This is a genomic window from Plantimonas leprariae, from assembly GCF_008802405.1.
Lineage (GTDB): Bacteria > Pseudomonadota > Alphaproteobacteria > Rhizobiales > Rhizobiaceae > Plantimonas > Plantimonas leprariae.
The window spans coordinates 1-15,076 of record NZ_VZDO01000002.1 but is presented as its reverse complement, the minus strand read 5'-3'; the positions used below and the strand labels follow the sequence as shown (position 1 = coordinate 15,076).

The window sequence follows — 15,076 nt, the reverse complement described above, 5'->3', positions numbered from 1 at the left end:
CGAACGAAAAGGGCGGCCCGGAGACCGGACCGCCCTGGCTTTCCCGTCGACAGGGAGCCTTACTGCTGAGTGGCCGGAGCCGCCGCGCCGGCCTTCGCCTGAGTCTGCGCATCCTCGAACTTCTTGCGGCGCGCGTCGGCCTGCTTCTGCAGCGCGTCGTTCAGCTCCTGCTGGCGCTTCGCCAAGTCGGACTGCTGCGTCGCCTGCCCGTCGTAGGCCTTGCCGAGACCGGAGAGCGTGATCTTGATCGGGTTCGGCTGGCGCTGGAAGTTGACCGAGGTCACCGTCAGGTTGTTGCCCTTCTTCAGAGCCGCGATCATCTGGTCCGTGAGCTGCGCCTCGGCGATGCACCGGTCCGGGAAGCAGACCGAATAGTTCATCGTCTGCGCCTTGGAGGAATCGATCTGCATCTGCACGCCGGCGCCGATGACGCGGCCCGTCGGCACGACGGCCTGCACCACCTTCTGCGAAACCTTGCCCTTCACGTCGATGAGATTCACCGCCGTGATGAGCTGCCGCGTGTCGGCGATCAGCGTGTACTGCGTGTTGCAGATCTCGTTGTCGCCCTGCTTGGAGCAGACCTTGAACCACTGGGTGCCGGGCACCGCCTGCGGCTGGGCGGCGGCGGCCGCCGGCTTGGCCGGAGCGGCGGGCTTCGGAGCGCTCTGCGCCGCGGCCTGTCCCGCCAGGGCCGCCAGGATCGCGCCTCCCAGCAAGCCTGCCCTGATCGCGGCGACGGAAACGGGGAGTGAGCTGTTCTTCACAGGCGTGCGGTCCTTCATGCGGCAGCTTGCGGTGCTAATGAGACGGCGGCTCTTTAACCGCTGCGGTGCTCTTTCGCAAATGAGGCCGTTTGAAGGCCCAAGCTCCTGCCGGCGTTGGCGTTTCCAGCCATAGGCAAGCTTGGCACGAGCAGGTAGAAACCGCCCGAACCGCCTTTTGCCGAGACGATTGCCGATGTTCCTGCGAGCCTGCCGCAAGCCGATCGCGATCCTCCTGGCATCCTCGGCGCTGTGCCTGTCGAGCCTCCCGGGCGCCGTCGCCGCGCCGGCGCATGCCATCGCGATGCAGGGGGAACCGAAGCTCCCCGGCGGCTTCGACCACCTGCCCTTCGTCGATCCCGCAGCGCCGAAAGGCGGCACGATGCGCTACGGCGTCTACGGCACCTTCGACAACCTGAACCCGATCATCGTGCGCGGCGCGACGACCACGGCGCGCGGCATCTGGTTCGATCCGGACTTCGGCAACCTCGTCTTCGAGCCGCTGATGTGGCGCTCGCCGGACGAGCCGTTCACGCTCTACGGCCTCCTCGCCGAATCGGTCGATACCGATCCCGAGCGCACCTATGTCGAGTTCACGCTGAATCCGAAGGCGCGCTTCTCGGACGGCACGCCCGTGACGGTGGAGGACGTGCTCTTCACCACGGATATGATGAAGGAGGTCGGCACCGTCCGGCCGCAATATACCGACTGGCTGTCCAAGGTCGCGAAGATCGAGAAGGTCGGCGAGCGGGGCGTTCGCTTCACCTTCAACGAGCGGGCGGACCGCGAGTTGCCGCTGCTGCTCGCCGGGCTGCCCGTGCTGCCGGAACACGGCTTCGACCGCGCCACCTTCGCGCAGACGACGCTGAAGCCCGTGATTGGCTCCGGCCCCTATGTGATCGACCGCGTCGATCCCGGCCAGCGCATCGTCTACCGCCGCAACCCGGAATACTGGGCGAAGGACCTGCCGGTGAAGCGCGGCCTCGACAACTACGACGAGATCGCCATCAGCTACTACCGCGACGCGGGCGCGCAGTTCGAGGCCTTCCAGAAAGGCCTCTTCTACGTCTTCGCCGACGGCAACCCGCAGCACTGGCGGACGGCCTACGATTTCCCGGCGGTAAAGGACGGCCGCGTCGTCCGCGAAACGTTCCAAAGCGGCAAGCCGGCCGGCACCTACGGCTTCTTCTTCAACACCCGCCGTTCGATGTTCTTCGACCGCCGCGTGCGGCAGGCGCTCGGCCTGCTCTACGATTTCGAATGGGCGAACCGGAACCTCTATTTCGGCTCCTACAGCCGCATCGCCGGCTACTTCGCCAATTCCGAACTATCCAGCGTCGGCCGGCCGGCGGGAGAGAAGGAGCGCGGGCTGCTTTCGCGCTTCCCCGACGCCGTGCTGCCGGAGGTGCTCGACGGCGCGTGGAAAGCGCCGGTCAGCGACGGGTCCGGCGCCGACCGGAAGCTCCTGAAGCAGGCGACCGACCTGTTGAAGTCGGCCGGCTTCGACTTTCGCGACGGCCGGCTGGTCGATCCGGAGGGGCGACCGTTCGCCTTCGAGATTCTCGTCCAGAACTCCGACCAGCAGCGGATCGCGCTCGGCTACCAGCGCACGCTCGGGCGGATCGGCATCGGCGTTTCCGTCCGCCTCGTCGACGACGCGCAGTACCAGCTTCGCAAGCAGCGCTTCGACTACGACGTGCTGATCTCCTCGTTCAACTCGACGCTCTCGCCGGGCGCGGAGCAGCGCGGCCGCTGGGGCACGGTTTCGGCCAAGGCGAACGGCTCGTTCAACTATGCCGGCGTCGCGAACCCGGCCGTGGACGCGATGATCGACGCGATGACGGCGGCGCGGAACCGCGAGGATTTCGTCGCGGCGGTACGCGCCTACGACCGCGTCCTGATCTCGGAGGCCTATGTCGTGCCGCTGTTCTATGTCGGGGAGCAATGGCTGGCGCGCTGGAGCTTCATCCACCACCCCGACACGATCCCACTGACCGGCATCTACTTCCCCGCCTTCTGGCGCGAGCCCGGTAATTAGGCCCTTCGATCTGCAGTCGGCAAGAGCAGGGAGGACCGGATGAGTTCGAACCTGATCGTCGCTCTGGAGTTCCTCGGCGTTCTCGTCGTCGTCGGCTACTTCTGCTTGCGTCGATAAGGCATCCGCACCGGCTAATCGAACAGCGCGCGCCATTCCGCTTCGTGCGAGCCGGCGAAGTTCGGCATGCCGGGTCGGGTCAAGATGCCTCTCGGCTTCGCGAAGCTGTAGATCCGCCGCACCGGCTGCTCGCGCCACTGGATGTTGAACGCCCAGTAGCGCGGGAAGAACTCCATGTCGGAATACGGCAGGTGGTCGTGGATCCACCATGCCAGCTTCCGCCAGTCGCCCTCGGCCTGGAAGCGGTCCCAGACGCTCGGGACCACGATGCAGGCGGTCGCACCCATGTTGCCGGCTTCGTCGCGCTTGTCCCAGATATGCCCGGCGAGGTTCGCCGCGTTGTTCGCACAGTTGTAGCCGGCCTTGCCAGCCTTCTGCTGCGCGTTGCCGAAGCCGTTCACTTTCGCGGATCGGAACGCGGAGCGGATCGCGATCCGGCCGAACCGGTCCTGGATCGGTTCCAGCAGTTCCTCGCAGAGCCTCCGGCCGGCGGCGACCGCGAGATCGGGATCGTCGGGGACGTTCGGGAACCCGTGGATCGCCGCGATGTCCGAGAACAGGAAGTCGCGCATGAAGAACGACTTCGACAGCCGGACGCGACCGAACTCCGTCAGCGCAGCGACGGAGTTCGGCCTTCTCATGCGGCCTTCTTCAGCACTTCGTCGGCGAAGCGCGAAAGCTGCGTCGCGATCGTCGCCGCGCCGTTCAGTCGCTTCTCCGGCGTCGGGTAATCGCGGATGAGTACGATCGACTGATCCGGTCGGATCTTCGCCTGGCTACCCTGTTCCGCGATGTAGCGCACCAGCGCCGCCGGGTTCGCGAAGTTCTTCTCGCGGAAGTGGATCACGACGCCCTTCGGCCCGGCATCGAGCTTCTCGATGTTGGCTTTGCGGCAAAGCGACTTGATGAACACGACCTTCAGGAGGTGTTGCACCTCGTCCGGCATCGGACCGAAGCGGTCGATCAGTTCCGCGCCGAAAGCGTCGATCTCGCGCGCGTCGTTGAGGTCCGCCAGGCGCCGGTAGAGGCCCATGCGAAGCTGCAGGTCCGGCACGTAACCTTCCGGTATCATCACCGCCGTGCCGAGCGTGATCTGCGGCGACCAATGGCCGTCGGTCGCCTCCGGCTCGCCCTTCATCTCGGCGACGGCCTCCTCCAGCATCTGCTGATAAAGCTCGAAGCCGACCTCCTTCACGTGGCCGGACTGCTCCTCGCCAAGGAGGTTGCCGGCGCCGCGCTGGTCGAGATCGTGGCTCGCCAACTGGAAGCCGGCGCCAAGCGTATCGAGCGACTGCAGCACCTTCAGGCGACGATCCGCCCCCGGCGTCGGCGTCTTGTTGGCGGGGATGGTCAGCAGGGCGTAGGCGCGCTGCTTCGACCGCCCGACGCGGCCGCGAAGCTGATAGAGCTGGGCCAGACCGAACATATCCGCCCGGTGCACGATCATCGTGTTGGCGGTCGGGATGTCTAGGCCGGACTCCACGATCGTGGTCGAGAGCAGCACGTCGTACTGGCCCTCGTAGAAGGCGTTCATGATGTCTTCCAGCTCGCCCGCCGCCATCTGGCCATGCGCGACGGCGACCTTCAGTTCCGGCACCTGATCGTCCAGGAAGTCCTTGATGCCGGCGAGGTCGGCGAGACGCGGCGCGACATAGAAGCTCTGCCCGCCGCGATAGCGTTCGCGCAGCAGCGTTTCGCGCACCACCAGCCCGTCGAACGGCGCGACGAAGGTGCGAACGGCGAGGCGGTCCACCGGCGCGGTGGTGATCAGCGACAGCTCGCGCACGCCCGTCAGCGCCAATTGCAGGGTGCGGGGGATCGGCGTCGCGGAAAGCGTCAGCACGTGGACGTCCGACTTCAGCTCCTTCAGCCGCTCCTTGTGCTTGACGCCGAAGTGCTGCTCCTCGTCGATGATCAGGAGACCGAGCCGCTTGAAGTCGACGCCCTTGCCGAGCAGCGCGTGCGTGCCGACCACGATGTCGACCGTGCCCTCCTGCACGCCCTTCTTCGTCGCGGCGAGTTCCTTGCTTGGCACGAGGCGCGAGGCTTGCGCTACTTTCAACGGCAGGCCGTGGAAGCGCTCGGAGAAGGTCTTGAAATGCTGGCGCGCGAGCAGCGTCGTCGGCACAACGACGGCGACCTGCAAGCCGTTCATCGCCGCGACGAACGCGCCGCGGATCGCGACCTCCGTCTTGCCGAAGCCGACGTCGCCGCAGATCAGCCGGTCCATCGGCCGCCCGAGCGACAGATCGTCCACCACGGCGTCGATGGCGTTCTGCTGCTCCTCGGTTTCCTCGTAGGGGAAGCGCGCGGCGAACTCGCCCCACAGGCCTTCGGGCGGCAGGAGCTTCGGCGCGCCGCGCATCTGCCGCTCGGCGGCGATGCGGATCAGCCCGCCCGCCATATCGAGCAGCCGCTTCTTCAGCTTGGCTTTGCGCGCCTGCCACGCACCGCCGCCGAGCTTGTCGAGGATCGCCTCCGACCCCTCGCCGCCGTACCGCGACAGGAGTTCGATGTTCTCGACCGGCAGGAACAGCCGGTTGTCGTTGGCGTAGTGCAGTTCGACGCAGTCGTGCGGCGCGCCCGCCGCCTCGATCGTGCGCAGGCCCACGAAGCGGCCGATGCCGTGGTCGACATGGACGACGATGTCGCCCTCGTTCAGCCCGGTGACCTCGGAGATGAAGTCCGAGCCCTTCTTGCGCTTGCGCCCCCGCCGCACCAACCGGTCGCCGAGGATGTCCTGCTCGCCGATCACCACGAAGCGGTCGGTCTCGAAGCCGGACTCGATGCCGATCACGGCCGTCGCGACCATGTTGCGGCCGGCTTCCAGCGCCTGCTTCAGGCTGCCGACCGGCTTGATGTTGCCGAGGCCGTGCTCCTCGACGACCTGCGTCAGCCGATCCCGCGAACCCTCGCTCCAGGCCGCGAGGATGACCTGTTTTCCGCCCTCGCGCAGCCGCGCGATGTGGTCCACCGCCCGCTCGAAGACGTTGACGTCGCCAGCTGCCCGCTCGGCCGCGAAGTTGCGGCCGCGCTGCAGGTCGAGGTTCACCGTCCGGTGCCCGCCGGCATCGGTCAGACCGTACGCTGAGAGCCGGATCGGATCGGCGATGGCGAGAGCGCCGGCCAGTTCCTCGTCGGTCAGGTAAAGTTCGGCCGGGTCGACGGGGTTGTAGGGCACGGCGTCCGCCGTCCCCTCGCCCGCACCGCGCTTGCGGGCGTCGTAATGGTCCTCGATCGTCTTGCGCCGCTCGGCGACGGCTTCCGGCGACAGGTGGTCGAGCACCATCGTCCAGCCGCTCGCATAGTCGAAGAGCGTGTCGAGCTTCTCGTAGAAGAACGGCAGCCAGTGTTCGAGGCCGGCGAAGCGCCGCCCCTCGCTGACCGCGGCGTAGAGCCCGTCGTTGCGCAGCGGCGCACCGAAGCGCTTGACGTAGTTGGTGCGGAAGCGGCTGATCGTCGTCTCGTTCAGCGTCACTTCCGAAACCGGCGCCAAGTCGAAGGCCTTGCGCTGGCTGGTCGTCCTTTGCGTCGCCGGATCGAAGGCTCGGACCGATTCCAGCGTATCGCCGAAGAAGTCGAGCCGGATCGGCTCCTCGTCGCCCGGCGCGAAGAGATCGAGGATGCCGCCGCGCACCGCGAACTCGCCGTTCTCGCGCACCGTCGCGACGCGCTCGAAGCCGCCGCGTCCGAGCACCTTCACGATCGCGTCCATCGACATGCGGCCGCCGGCCTTCGCCGAGATCGTCTCGGCCGCCAGCATGCCGGCCGGCGGCATTTTCTGGATCAGCGCGTTGGCGGTGGTCAGGATCACCGCGCGGTGCGGGTTCTCGCGCAGCGACTGGATCGCCGACATTGCGCCGAGCCGCAGCGCCGCCGCATCGCTGGACGGACCGACGCGGTCGTAAGGAAGGCAGTCCCAGGCCGGCAGCGAGACGATCGGCAGTTCCGGCGCGACGAAGCGCAGCGCGTCCTCGAACTCGCCCATGCGATTGCCGTTGCGCATGACGTAGACGAGCGGCGCCTTCGCCGCGCGCTGGCGCGCGATCTCGGCGACGAGGAACGGCTCGTAGCCGTCGATCACATTGCCGATCGACAGGCTTTCGCCGCCGGAAAGCGCCTTCTTCAGATCGTCCGCTTTCGTCACGGCTGCACCGCCCCGCCATCCTTGTAGAAATGCATGATTCGCCGCAGCACCGGCGTATCGTAGTTCGGCGGCGTCTCCGCCTCGCCGGTCAGCCATTTGAAGATGTCGCGGTCGGGCGCTTCCATCAGCGCCTCGTAGTCGCTCATCTCGCCGTCGTCCAAGCGGTCGATCTCCGCGTCCGCGAAGCGACCGAGCACGAGGTCCATCTCGCGCGTGCCGCGATGCCAGGAGCGGAACAGCGCCTTGCGGCGGCGGACGTCGAGATCGAGCGAGGAACGGAGCGTTCCGGTCATAAGAAACCCTTAAGCGGATGCTGCGCCGTATATAGGCGCGATGCCGTGGAAACAGCCGTTCACCGCTTGCGCCGGATAGCGCGGAAGGTCAAAGGCTGTTCCATGATTGTTCTCACCGCTAGCGCGGAAAACCATCCGATGGAAGTCCAGCGGCCGAACACGCGGCCGACCGTTCTCGATCCCATCTTCACCGGCGTGACGGCCCTCGACGGCGTCGGGCCGAAGGTCGCGGCGCTGTTCAAGACGCTGCTGCTGCCGGCCGGTTCCGATGCGGCGCTCCGCATCCGCGATCTCCTGTTCCACCTGCCCAGCGGCGTCGTCGACCGGCGGCGGCGCGGCGAGATCAACTCCTCGCCGGACGGCACCTACGTGACGCTGACGGTCACGGTCGATCGGCATGCACCGACACCACGCGGTGCCTCGACGCCCTATCGCGTCTTCGCGTCGGACGAAACCGGCGAGATCGCTCTCGTCTATTTCCGGGCGCAGCCGCAGTGGATGGAGAAGCTGCTGCCGCTCGGCGAGACGATGGTCGTCTCGGGCCGGGTCGAATGGTTCAACGGCCGGCCGCAAATGCCGCATCCGGATCTCGTGATGACCGAGGAGGAAGCGGCGACCGCTTCCCTGGTGGAGCCGATCTACCCGATGACGGCGGGCCTGTCGCCGAAGGTGCTGCGCAAGGCCGTCGCCGGCAGCCTGGCGCGTGCGCCGGCGATGCCGGAATGGATCGAGCCGAGCGTCGTCTCGCGCCACTCGTTTCCTTCCTTCGCCGAAGCGCTGCAGCGCGCCCATTCGCCGGAGGACGCGGTGGACGTCGATCCGCGCTCCGTCGCGCGCCGCCGTCTCGCCTACGACGAACTGCTCGCCGGCCAGCTTGCACTCGCCCTGTCGCGCCGGCGGATGAAGAAGGCGAAGGGCCGGCCGCTGCGCGGCGACCGACACATCTCCGACCGCATCGTCGACGTCCTGCCCTTCCGGCTGACCGAAGCGCAACTGCTCGCCGTCGCCGAGATTGCCGCCGACATGGCCGAGGACGACCGCATGCTGCGGCTCCTCCAGGGCGATGTCGGCGCCGGTAAGACGGTGGTCGCGCTGATGGCGATGGCGACGGCAGCGGAGGCCGGCGCACAGTCCGCCCTGCTCGCCCCGACCGAAATCCTCGCGCGGCAGCACTTCATCGGGCTCAGCGCGCTTTGCGAGAAGGTCGGCCTGCGCATGGTGATGCTGACCGGCCGCGATTCAGGCCGAGCCCGTGCCGCCAAGCTCCAGCAGATCGCCTCCGGCGAAACGGACATCGTCGTCGGCACGCACGCCCTGTTCCAGGAGGATGTCGAGTACGGCGACCTCGGCCTCGTCGTGGTGGACGAGCAGCACCGGTTCGGCGTTCACCAGCGCCTCAGCCTCGCGCGCAAGGGCCGCTCGCCCGACCTCCTCGTGATGACCGCGACGCCGATCCCGCGCACGCTCGTCCTCGCCGCCTTCGGCGACATGGACGTGTCGCGCCTCCACGGCAAGCCGGCGGGCCGCAAACCCATCGCCACCGTCGCCGTGCCGATGGAGCGGCTCGGCGAGATCGTCACCCGCATCGGCAAGGCGATGGAGAGCGGCGGCAAGGTCTACTGGGTCTGCCCGCTGGTGGAGGAGTCCGAGAAGAGCGACCTGATGGCGGCCGAGGAACGGCGGCGGCAACTCGCTAGCATTTTCGGCGAGCGGACGGTCGGCCTCGTCCACGGCCAGATGAGCGGCGAAGACAAGGACGCCGCGATGGCGGCCTTCAAGGCCGGCGACTCGCGTCTCATCGTCGCGACGACGGTGATCGAGGTCGGCGTCGACGTGACGGATGCGACGATCATCGTCATCGAGCATGCCGAGCGGTTCGGTCTCGCGCAACTGCACCAGCTTCGCGGCCGGGTTGGGCGCGGCGACAAGCCCTCGTCCTGCGTGCTGCTCTACCGCGCGCCGCTCGGCGAGGTGGCGAAGGCGCGGATCGCCGTGATGCGCGAGACCGAGGACGGCTTCCGCATCGCCGAGGAGGACCTCCGCCTGCGTGGCGAGGGCGATCTTCTCGGCACCAAGCAGTCCGGCCTGCCGACCTTCCGGCTGGCGAACCTCGAAGTCCACGGCGACCTGATGCAGATCGCCCGCGACGATGCGCGACTGGTGATCGCAACCGACCCCGAACTCGAAGGCCCGCGCGGCGAAGCGCTTCGCACGCTCCTCTACCTCTTCGGGCGCGACGACGCGATCAGGCTGCTCAGGGCGGGGTAGAGACATACCGTGGCCGGCTACTCTCCCCCCGAGTCCGGAGAAGAAGAAAGCTCCTACTCCGCCGCCTCCTTCCGCTCCGCCGCCTGCGCGTCGATCAGCGCTGCCGCCTCGGTCTGCGTCATCGCGCGACTGTCGCCTTCGGGCCCGACGATGCCGGCCGAAACGATGAGCTTCATCGCATCCTCGACCTTCATGTCGAGGATCTTCACCTCGTCGCGCGGCACGTAGAGCAGGAAGCCGGAGGTCGGGTTCGGCGTCGGCGGCAGGAACACCGCGAGCATTTCCTGGTCGCCGAAGACCTCGGCGATCTCGCCCTTGGCCGTCGTTGCGATCAGCGCGATCGACCAGAGACCTTTGCGCGGATACTCGATCAGCGCCGCGGTCTTGAACGACGACGAGTGGTCGGCGAACACCGTCTCGAAGATCTGCTTCAGCGCCGTGTAGAGCGAGCGCACCAGCGGCACCCGGTCGAGCACGCGCTCGCCCCAGCCGATCACTGTGCGGCCCACCAGATTCGCGGTCAGGAATCCGACCAGCGTGATGATGACGAGCGCGACGATCAGCCCGAAGCCGGGCACGCTGACGAAGAGATAGTTGTCCGGGTCGTATCGCGCCGGGATATACGGCTTCACCCAGCTATCGACCCAGTTCATGAAGGCCCAGGTGATCCAGACCGTGATCGCCAGCGGCGCACAGATGACGAAGCCGGTGAAGAAGTAGGTCCTGAGCTTCACCATCATCGGCGGGCGTCCTCGCTGCACGACGGGAAGGCTAGCAGCCTCCATGCCGCAGTGCGAGAAAACCTTTCGTGCGTCGCGTCGACGCGCTGCCCTCCTATTCCACCGTGACGGATTTCGCGAGGTTGCGCGGCTGGTCGACGTCGGTCCCCATGTGCACCGCCGTGTGGTAGGCCAGCATCTGCAGCGGCACGGCGTAGACGATCGGCGTCAGGATGTCCGGCATCGTGGGCAGCACCAATGTCTCCATCGCCGCGACGGGCGCGGCGGCGGCCCCCTTCTCGTCGGTCAGGAGGATGATCCGGCCACCGCGCGCCGCGACTTCCTGCATATTCGAGACCGTCTTCTCGAAGACGCCGTCGTATGGAGCGATCACCACCACCGGCATCGTCTCGTCGATCAGCGCGATCGGCCCGTGTTTCAGTTCGCCCGCCGCGTAGCCCTCGGCATGGATGTAGCTGATCTCCTTCAGCTTCAGCGCCCCCTCCAGCGCCAGCGGATAGGAGGAGCCGCGGCCGAGGAACAGCGCGTGGCGGTAGGTCGCCATCTGGTGCGCCAGCGTCTCGATCTGCGCCTCCAGCCGGAACGCCTCGGCGATCAACCGCGGCGCTTCGCTGAGCGCGCGGGTCAACTCGGCCTCCTGCTCGCCGCTCAGCGCGCCGCGAGCGACGCCGGCATGAATGGAAAGCGCCGCCAGCGCGGTCAACTGGCAGGTGAAGGCCTTGGTCGAGGCGACGCCGATCTCCGGGCCGGCGAGCGTCGGAAACGCCGTAGCCGCTTCGCGGGCGATCGTCGATTCCTGCACGTTGACCACCGCCGCCGTGCCGATTCCCGCCGCCTTCGCGTAGCGCAGCGACGCCAGCGTGTCGGCGGTCTCACCGGACTGCGAAACGAACAGCGCCAAGTCCACGTCGTCCAGTGGGCTTTCGCGATAGCGGAACTCGCTCGCGACATCGAGGTCGCAGGCGATGCGCGCGTGGCGCTCGAAATAGTAGCGGCCCGTCAGCGCCGCGTAGAAGCCGGTGCCGCAGGCCGAGATCGCCATGCGCCGGACCCCGGCGAAATCGACCGCCGTTCCGGCCGGCAGGCGCGTGCGGCCGGTGGTCATGTCGATATAGGCACCCAGCGTATGCCCCACGACCTCCGGTTGCTCGTAGATCTCCTTCTGCATGAAGTGGCGGTGGTTGCCCTTGTCGACGTAGAAGGGCTTGCCGACCGAACGCACCAGCGGCCGCTCGACGCGCTCCCCGTTCGCACCGCGGATTTCCGCGCCGTCGCGCGTCACCACCGCCCAGTCGCCGTCCTCGAGGTAGCGGATCGCGTCGGTAAAGGGCGACAGCGCGATGGCGTCGGAGCCGAGGAACATCTCCCCCTGCCCTTCGCCGACAGCCAGCGGCGGCCCGTTCCGCGCCGCTATGATCGTCTCCGGCTCATCCTCGAAGATCACGGCGAGCGCGAAGGCGCCGCGGATGCGGCCGAGCATCTCGGCCATGGCCTCGCGGGTCCCGCGCCCTTCGCGGCGCAGCCTCGCGAGAAGCTGGGCGACGACCTCCGTATCGGTCTGGCTGGCGAACTCCGCGCCGGCGGCGACAAGCTCCGCCTTCAACTCCGCGAAGTTCTCGATGATGCCGTTATGCACGACGGCGACGCCGCCGGCGAAATGCGGATGCGCGTTGGCCTCGTTCGGCACGCCATGCGTCGCCCAGCGCGTGTGTCCGATGCCGACCGCGCCCGGCAACGGCTCGCGTTTCAGCCGCGCCTCGAGGTTCACCAGCTTGCCCTCGGCGCGTCGGCGGTCGAGCCGCCCCTCGGCGATCGTCGCGATCCCGGCCGAATCGTAGCCGCGGTATTCGAGGCGCTTCAACGCATCGACGAGGCGATCCGCGACGCCGCGCGTGCTGACGATGCCGATGATGCCGCACATTCCGCTCTTCCCCCGCCGCTCAGTTCTTCGCGTTCTTCGAGGCCTTGATCGCCGCCGCGCGCTCGCGCAGCCTCGATCCGTAGCCGTCCTTGTTGACCTGCCGCGAGCGCCCGATCGCCAGCGCCTCGGCCGGCACGTCCTGCGTCACCACGCTTCCCGAGCCGATATACGCACCGTCGCCGATGGCGAGCGGTGCGACGAGTGAGGAGTTCGAGCCGACGAAGACGTTCGCGCCGATATCGGTGAACCACTTGTTGGCGCCGTCGTAGTTGCAGGTGATCGTGCCGGCCCCGATGTTGGCATCCGCCCCGACGCGGGCGTCGCCGATATAGGTCAGGTGATTCACCTTCGCGCCGCGTTCGATCCGGGCGTTCTTGGTTTCGACGAAATTGCCGACCTTCGCCCGTTCGGCGATCTCGGTTCCCGGCCGCAGCCGCGCGTAAGGCCCGATCGTAGCGCCGCTCGCGAGACGCGCGCCTTCCAGATGGCTGAAGGCATGGATCGTCGCGCCGTCCGCCACCGCGACGCCGGGGCCGAAGACGACGTTCGGCTCTACGATCACGTCGAGACCAAGCTGCGTGTCGTGCGCGAAGAACACCGTTTCCGGCGCCATCAGCGTCGCGCCGCCCAGCATCGCCGCGCGCCGCCGGCGCTCCTGCCAGATGCCTTCCACGGCCGCGAGTTCGACGCGCGTGTTGACGCCGAGCACCTCGTCCGCGCCCGCCTCGATGGCCCGCACCGTCGCACCCCGGGCGCAGGCGATCTCGACGACGTCGGTCAGGTAGTATTCGCCCTTGGCGTTGCGGTTGCCGACCGCATCGAGCAACGCCAGCGCCGAAGCGCCGCGGATGGCCATGATGCCGCCGTTGCAGAAGGTGATCGCACGCTCCGCGGCGGATGCGTCCTTCTCCTCCCGGATCGCGACGACCGCGCCGTCCTTCTCGATCAACCGGCCGTAGCCGGTCGGCTCGGCGGTGCGAAAGCCGACCACGCAGACTTCCGCGCCCTCGGCGAGAACCGCGCGCGCCCGCATCAGGGTTTCCGGCAGCACCAGCGGCGTATCGCCGAACTGGACCAGCACGTCGTCGAACCCGCGCGTGATCGCCTCGCGCGCGGCGAGCACCGCGTGCGCCGTGCCGAGCCGCTCGGCCTGAACGAAGGTCTCGGCAGCCGGCATCGCCTGGCGGACAACGCCCTCGACCGCGTCCGCATCGCGGCCCGTCACGACGGCGACAGCGGTGGACCCCGCCGCTTCGGCGACGCGGGCGGCATGCGCGACCATCGGCAGTCCGGCGATCTCGTGCAGCACCTTCGCGCGCGTCGAGCGCATCCGCGTGCCTTCGCCCGCGGCGAGAATCACCGAAAGACAGGTTCTCGACATTCCAGCTCCGCCATTGGCACCGGCGCACCCGCCTCACCGTAACGGGGAACGGTTAGCCGATCTTCTGCAGGGCTGGAAAGGTCTCCAGCAGCCAGAACGACGCGGACTGCATGCCGCCGGTGAGGAACAGGACGCCGGTCGCGACCAGGAAACCGCCCATCACCTTCTCGATCTTGCCGAGATGGCGGCGGAAGGAGCCCATCCACCGGAGGAAGCTGCTGGAAAACGCCGCCGCGAGGATGAAGGGCAGCCCCAGCCCGAGCGAATAGGCCCCGAGCAGCGCGGCCCCCTCCCCGACGGTGTCGCGCGCGCCGGCGAGACCGAAGATGGTTCCCAGCACCGGACCGATGCACGGCGTCCAGCCGAAGGCGAAGGCGAGGCCCATGAGATAGGCGCCGACGAGACTGTTCGGCTTGTCCGGCGCCCGCAACCGCAATTCGCCCAACAGGAAGGCGATGCGGAAGACGCCGAGAAAATGCAGACCCATGACGATGATCGCGGCTCCCGCCGCGACCGACAGCCACCAGCCGTTCGACCGCAGGAGATATCCGATGCTGCTCGCGCCCGCGCCGCTCGCGACGAACACGGTCGAGAAGCCGAGAACGAAGACGACCGCCGCGACCAACACCCGCAACTGCGTGTAGCCGCCCCGGCTCGCCGCCGTACCGCCCCGCAGTTCCTCGGCTGAAACGCCCGCCATGTAGCAGAGATACGGCGGCACCAGCGGCAGGACGCAGGGCGACAGGAAGGAGAGCGCGCCGGCGAAGACCGCCCAGGGGTAGGTGAGTTCGGCGAACAAGCGGTGCTGGACCCGGATGCGTTGAGAGCGTGGCTCTCCATATCCCGTACGACCCGGCCACGAAAGCGGCGGAAGTCCTCTATGACGCGGTTGACCGCCGCATGGCGCCTTTCTATGGTCCGCCGCGTCCCGGCCGGGCTTCCGGCGGATGGGCGAGCGCGTAGCTCAGTTGGTAGAGCAACGGACTTTTAATCTGTAGGTCCTGGGTTCGAGTCCCAGCGCGCTCACCAAAAATGCCAGCATTTGCAACTACTTGCGGATCGGGGATAATGTCGCCTCGTGGGCGTGTCCGCAGCATGTCCGCATATGTTGCATCACGCAGGCGTGATCGCGTCATGTTCCCGTTCGTCCATAGAGCCCCAAGCCATCGTTCGTGTCCAACCGAGAGAAGGCTCGAAATCTGCGTCTCCATCCAAGGCGTCCAGGATCGCGATCAGCCTCTCGATCTCGGCGGCCACATGTTGCCGCCATGCGCGGTCCGCAGTTCGTCGCGTCGATACTGCCGCCTTCAACGCCGCAACTCCCGGCGATCATCATAAAGCTCCGGCGTGATCCAGCTCGCGAGCTTAAACCCCGCCTTGCTGACGACGAGGCAGACGAAGGACATCGTC

10 protein-coding genes and 1 tRNA gene are annotated in these 15,076 nt (G+C 67.6%); 3 read left to right on the top strand and 8 right to left on the bottom strand.

Translation table 11 applies throughout. The features are described 5' to 3' along the window. Positions 1-59: 59 nt before the first annotated feature. The gene (locus F6X38_RS02640; protein WP_425482817.1) at positions 60-701 is read right to left on the bottom strand and encodes an invasion associated locus B family protein; all 642 of its coding nucleotides are present in this window, start codon (positions 699-701) and stop codon (positions 60-62) included. Between the two features lie 256 nt (positions 702-957). On the opposite strand from F6X38_RS02640, the gene F6X38_RS02635 reads away from it, so the two are divergent. Then, complete coding sequence (locus F6X38_RS02635; RefSeq protein WP_246191161.1) at positions 958-2,799, top strand: extracellular solute-binding protein; 1,842 nt, start codon at positions 958-960, stop codon at positions 2,797-2,799. Between the two features lie 131 nt (positions 2,800-2,930). On the opposite strand, the gene F6X38_RS02630 is transcribed toward F6X38_RS02635, so the two are convergent. The 3 genes from F6X38_RS02630 to F6X38_RS02620 all read right to left on the bottom strand — a co-directional run bounded on the left by F6X38_RS02630 (position 2,931) and on the right by F6X38_RS02620 (position 7,356). Then, a complete protein-coding gene (locus F6X38_RS02630; RefSeq protein WP_150968002.1) occupies positions 2,931-3,557 on the bottom strand; it encodes a hypothetical protein in 627 nt (208 codons plus the stop codon). After that, positions 3,554-6,922, bottom strand: a complete 3,369-nt coding sequence (mfd, locus tag F6X38_RS02625; protein WP_246191191.1) for a transcription-repair coupling factor — start codon at positions 6,920-6,922, stop codon at positions 3,554-3,556. Before mfd ends, F6X38_RS02630 begins: the two co-directional genes overlap by 4 nt. A gap of 137 nt (positions 6,923-7,059) precedes the next feature. After that, complete coding sequence (locus F6X38_RS02620; RefSeq protein ID WP_150968000.1) at positions 7,060-7,356, bottom strand: FAD assembly factor SdhE; 297 nt, start codon at positions 7,354-7,356, stop codon at positions 7,060-7,062. Here F6X38_RS02620 and recG point away from each other — a divergent pair. Then, the gene (gene recG, locus F6X38_RS02615; RefSeq protein WP_150967999.1) at positions 7,285-9,624 is read left to right on the top strand and encodes an ATP-dependent DNA helicase RecG; all 2,340 of its coding nucleotides are present in this window, start codon (positions 7,285-7,287) and stop codon (positions 9,622-9,624) included. The genes F6X38_RS02620 and recG overlap by 72 nt on opposite strands. A 53-nt stretch (positions 9,625-9,677) precedes the next feature. Here recG and F6X38_RS02610 read toward each other — a convergent pair whose 3' ends face one another. The 4 genes from F6X38_RS02610 to F6X38_RS02595 all read right to left on the bottom strand — a co-directional run bounded on the left by F6X38_RS02610 (position 9,678) and on the right by F6X38_RS02595 (position 14,465). Beyond that, positions 9,678-10,361: a DUF502 domain-containing protein gene (locus F6X38_RS02610; protein ID WP_150968343.1), complete on the bottom strand. Its 684-nt coding sequence runs from the start codon at positions 10,359-10,361 to the stop codon at positions 9,678-9,680. Positions 10,362-10,458: 97 nt separating this feature from the next. Then, positions 10,459-12,285, bottom strand: coding sequence for a glutamine--fructose-6-phosphate transaminase (isomerizing) (glmS, locus tag F6X38_RS02605; RefSeq protein ID WP_150967998.1), 1,827 nt, complete (start codon positions 12,283-12,285; stop codon positions 10,459-10,461). Between the two features lie 19 nt (positions 12,286-12,304). After that, positions 12,305-13,666, bottom strand: a complete 1,362-nt coding sequence (glmU, locus tag F6X38_RS02600) for a bifunctional UDP-N-acetylglucosamine diphosphorylase/glucosamine-1-phosphate N-acetyltransferase GlmU (RefSeq protein ID WP_150967997.1) — start codon at positions 13,664-13,666, stop codon at positions 12,305-12,307. A gap of 52 nt (positions 13,667-13,718) precedes the next feature. Continuing rightward, complete coding sequence (locus F6X38_RS02595) at positions 13,719-14,465, bottom strand: cytochrome c biogenesis CcdA family protein (RefSeq protein WP_150967996.1); 747 nt, start codon at positions 14,463-14,465, stop codon at positions 13,719-13,721. Between the two features lie 154 nt (positions 14,466-14,619). Between F6X38_RS02595 and F6X38_RS02590 the strand changes: the two genes are divergently transcribed. Beyond that, positions 14,620-14,695, top strand: a tRNA-Lys gene (locus F6X38_RS02590). Positions 14,696-15,076: the final 381 nt, after the last annotated feature.

Excerpts from the sequence above, each read along its gene's own strand:
- F6X38_RS02635 (WP_246191161.1), top strand. The coding sequence starts at position 958 with ATGTTCCTGCGAGCCTGCCGCAAGCCGATCGCGATCCTCCTGGCATCC.
- F6X38_RS02630 (WP_150968002.1), bottom strand. The coding sequence starts at position 3,557 with ATGAGAAGGCCGAACTCCGTCGCTGCGCTGACGGAGTTCGGTCGCGTC.
- mfd (WP_246191191.1), bottom strand. The coding sequence starts at position 6,922 with ATGCGCAACGGCAATCGCATGGGCGAGTTCGAGGACGCGCTGCGCTTC.
- recG (WP_150967999.1), top strand. The coding sequence starts at position 7,285 with ATGCCAGGAGCGGAACAGCGCCTTGCGGCGGCGGACGTCGAGATCGAG.
- F6X38_RS02620 (WP_150968000.1), bottom strand. The coding sequence starts at position 7,356 with ATGACCGGAACGCTCCGTTCCTCGCTCGATCTCGACGTCCGCCGCCGC.
- F6X38_RS02610 (WP_150968343.1), bottom strand. The coding sequence starts at position 10,361 with ATGGTGAAGCTCAGGACCTACTTCTTCACCGGCTTCGTCATCTGTGCG.
- glmS (WP_150967998.1), bottom strand. The coding sequence starts at position 12,285 with ATGTGCGGCATCATCGGCATCGTCAGCACGCGCGGCGTCGCGGATCGC.
- glmU (WP_150967997.1), bottom strand. The coding sequence starts at position 13,666 with ATGTCGAGAACCTGTCTTTCGGTGATTCTCGCCGCGGGCGAAGGCACG.